Origin of the sequence: Ruegeria haliotis, assembly GCF_013377785.1 — a bacterium.
In the GTDB taxonomy this organism is placed as follows: domain Bacteria; phylum Pseudomonadota; class Alphaproteobacteria; order Rhodobacterales; family Rhodobacteraceae; genus Ruegeria; species Ruegeria haliotis.
In genome coordinates, this window is record NZ_JABXWT010000042.1 from 2,501 (window position 1) to 6,257 (window position 3,757).

The 3,757-nt window shown below is 52.8% G+C and carries 1 tRNA gene and 2 rRNA genes; all 3 read left to right on the forward strand.

The annotated features are described in order from the left end of the window. Positions 1-309: 309 nt before the first annotated feature. The 3 genes from HW561_RS23060 (at position 310) to HW561_RS23070 (ending at position 3,635) form a co-directional block, all read left to right on the forward strand. Positions 310-3,137: ribosomal RNA gene (locus tag HW561_RS23060) — 23S ribosomal RNA — on the forward strand. Between the two features lie 249 nt (positions 3,138-3,386). Next, positions 3,387-3,501, forward strand: a 5S ribosomal RNA gene (rrf, locus tag HW561_RS23065). Between the two features lie 57 nt (positions 3,502-3,558). Then, positions 3,559-3,635 (forward strand) — tRNA-Met (locus HW561_RS23070). The last annotated feature ends 122 nt before the right edge of the window (positions 3,636-3,757 follow it).

Genomic DNA, 3,757 nt, shown 5'->3' on the forward strand with positions numbered 1-3,757 from the left:
AGCCGGCCCTGTCTGTGTATCACGACTGAAACGAACAGAGTTGTCCAAGTCTAATATACTAACCCGAGCGACCTGCGTTGATCAGCTGCACGGCTGAGAGACCATATGGGGTTGCTCATTTGTCCTCGTCCAAGTGACGGGGGCGGGAAATGTATGTTTTTGGTTCAGAAGAATGACTGCCTTTAGTTACCAGCTGGGCGGTCGTGATTGATTTGATTACTAGCGCAGCTTCGGTTGTGTGCGGTCAAACGCACTCAAGTAGCCGAATAGGCGATAGTGCCAATATCAAGTCTTTCTTTTTCTGGATCAAATCAAGCGCGAGAAGGGCGTTTGGTGAATGCCTTGGCAGCAAGAGGCGATGAAAGACGTGATACTCTGCGATAAGCCATGGGGAGCTGAGAATAAGCTTTGATCCATGGATTTCTGAATGGGGCAACCCACCTGAATGTTTGTTATTGTTAGCTGTGCTAATCAATAATGGGCATAACCAGGTATTTATGACCTGAATACATAGGGTTATAAAGGCAAACCCGGGGAACTGAAACATCTAAGTACCCGGAGGAAAGGAAATCAATTGATACTCCCCTAGTAGCGGCGAGCGAACGGGGACCAGCCGAGCCGGATAAGTGAGAAGAACATGTTGGGAAGCATGGCCATAGCGGGTGACAGCCCCGTATTCTAAGCTTTGACGGACGTATTAAGTAGGGCGGAACACGTGAAATTCTGTCTGAAGATCGGAGGACCACCTTCGAAGGCTAAGTACTCCTTGCTGACCGATAGTGAACCAGTACCGTGAGGGAAAGGTGAAAAGCACCCCGACGAGGGGAGTGAAACAGTACCTGAAACCGAACGCCTACAATCAGTCGGAGCCTCCTTGCGGGGTGACGGCGTACCTTTTGTATAATGGGTCATCGACTTGGTCTCACGAGCAAGCTTAAGCCGTTAGGTGTAGGCGTAGCGAAAGCGAGTCTTAATAGGGCGCATGAGTTCGTGGGATCAGACCCGAAACCGAGTGATCTAGGCATGGCCAGGTTGAAGGTAAGGTAACACTTACTGGAGGACCGAACCCACATCCGTTGAAAAGGATCGGGATGAGCTGTGCCTAGGGGTGAAAGGCCAATCAAACTCGGAGATAGCTGGTTCTCTGCGAAATCTATTTAGGTAGAGCGTCATCCGAATACCCCGGGGGGTAGAGCACTGGATGGGTAATGGGGCCCCACAGGCTTACTGATCCTAACCAAACTCCGAATACCCGGGAGTACTAGATGGCAGACACACTGCGGATGCTAACGTCCGTAGTGGAGAGGGAAACAACCCTGACCTACGACTAAGGCCCCCAATTCATGGCTAAGTGGGAAAGCAGGTGGGACGACCAAAACAACCAGGAGGTTGGCTTAGAAGCAGCCATCCTTTAAAGATAGCGTAACAGCTCACTGGTCTAAATAAGTTGTCCTGCGGCGAAGATGTAACGGGGCTCAAGCCATGAGCCGAAGTCTAGGGATGCGTAAGCATCGGTAGCAGAGCGTAGTGTGACATAGTCTCATTCCTCTTTCATGCCTTCGGGCAGATTGGAGGAGAGAGGCTTTCGATGAAGCGGGCGCGTGAGCGATCCCGTGGAGAGATCACTAGTGAGAATGATGACATGAGTAGCGACAAAGAGTGTGAGAGACACTCTCGCCGAAAGTCCAAGGGTTCCTGCTTAAAGCTAATCTGAGCAGGGTAAGCCGGCCCCTAAGCCGAGGCCGAAAGGCGTAGGCGATGGGAACTAGGTTAATATTCCTAGGCCGTGGAGTGGTGACGGATCTCAGAGGTAGTTCATCCTTATTGGATTGAATGGGCTGCTGAGAGGTTCCTGGAAATAGCCCTCCTATAAGACCGTACCCTAAACCGACACAGGTGGACTGGTAGAGAATACCAAGGCGCTTGAGAGAACGATGTTGAAGGAACTCGGCAAAATACCTCCGTAAGTTCGCGAGAAGGAGGCCCGGTTCCTAGGCAACTAGGGGCTGGGGGCACAAACCAGGGGGTGGCGACTGTTTATTAAAAACACAGGGCTCTGCGAAGTCGCAAGACGACGTATAGGGTCTGACGCCTGCCCGGTGCCTGAAGGTTAAAAGGAGAGGTGAGAGCCTTGAATTGAAGCCCAGGTAAACGGCGGCCGTAACTATAACGGTCCTAAGGTAGCGAAATTCCTTGTCGGGTAAGTTCCGACCTGCACGAATGGCGTAACGACTTCCCCGCTGTCTCCAACATCGACTCAGCGAAATTGAATTGCCTGTCAAGATGCAGGCTTCCCGCGGTTAGACGGAAAGACCCCGTGCACCTTTACTACAGCTTCGCACTGGCATCAGGATTGTGATGTGCAGGATAGGTGGTGGGCTTTGAAGCAGAGACGCAAGTCTTTGTGGAGCCTCCCTTGAGATACCACCCTTCGCACTCTTGATGTCTAACCGCGGTCCGTTATCCGGATCCGGGACCCTGCGTGGCGGGTAGTTTGACTGGGGCGGTCGCCTCCTAAAGCGTAACGGAGGCGCGCGAAGGTTGGCTCAGAGCGGTCGGAAATCGCTCGTTGAGTGCAATGGCAGAAGCCAGCCTGACTGCGAGACTGACAAGTCGAGCAGAGTCGAAAGACGGCCATAGTGATCCGGTGGTCCCGAGTGGAAGGGCCATCGCTCAACGGATAAAAGGTACGCCGGGGATAACAGGCTGATACTGCCCAAGAGTCCATATCGACGGCAGTGTTTGGCACCTCGATGTCGGCTCATCTCATCCTGGGGCTGGAGCAGGTCCCAAGGGTACGGCTGTTCGCCGTTTAAAGAGGTACGTGAGCTGGGTTTAGAACGTCGTGAGACAGTTCGGTCCCTATCTGCCGTGGGTGTAGGAGACTTGAGAGGAGTTGCCCCTAGTACGAGAGGACCGGGGTGAACGATCCACTGGTGGACCTGTTGTTGCGCCAGCAGCAGTGCAGGGTAGCTACGATCGGACAGGATAACCGCTGAAGGCATCTAAGCGGGAAGCCCCCCTCAAAACAAGGTCTCCCTGAGGGCCGTGGAAGACCACCACGTCAATAGGCCGGAGATGTAAGCGCAGCAATGTGTTCAGTTGACCGGTACTAATCGCCCGATAGGCTTGATTTGATCCAGTAATGGAAAGACTGCCAACCGCCTCAAGTAGCGAAGCGGTAGGCGAACAAATAAGCCAAAAACATACACCTCATTAAACATGGATGACTGTGTCGCGCCAAGCGGCACTGTTGATTGATGTGAAACCCCGTAAAGGGGTGACATAACAACCGTGCGGCAACGCGCCTTTATCTGCGATAAAGACGCTGCCTGCCGCGCGTTGCTTTCTTGCTCTGCAAGAAAGTCGACGGGGATTTTCCTCGGTTTGGTGGTCATAGCGCAAGCAAAACACCCGGTCCCATCCCGAACCCGGAAGTTAAGTGCTGCCGCGCCAATGGTACTTGGGCTTAAGCCCCGGGAGAGTAGGTCACCGCCAAACCTAGTAAAATCCTCAAAACAAACTTCTCTCTAACGATAATACAAAATCTGACACTGACGCGGGATGGAGCAGCCCGGTAGCTCGTCAGGCTCATAACCTGAAGGTCGTAGGTTCAAATCCTACTCCCGCAACCAGCGTCAGATACTCCCAAACAGCCCGTTCAGACTACAATTGATCCACTGGATCAATTGCTTAACGTCTTCACCTCGTCAGGCTCATAACCTGAAGGTCACAGGTTCAAAGCCTACTCCCACAA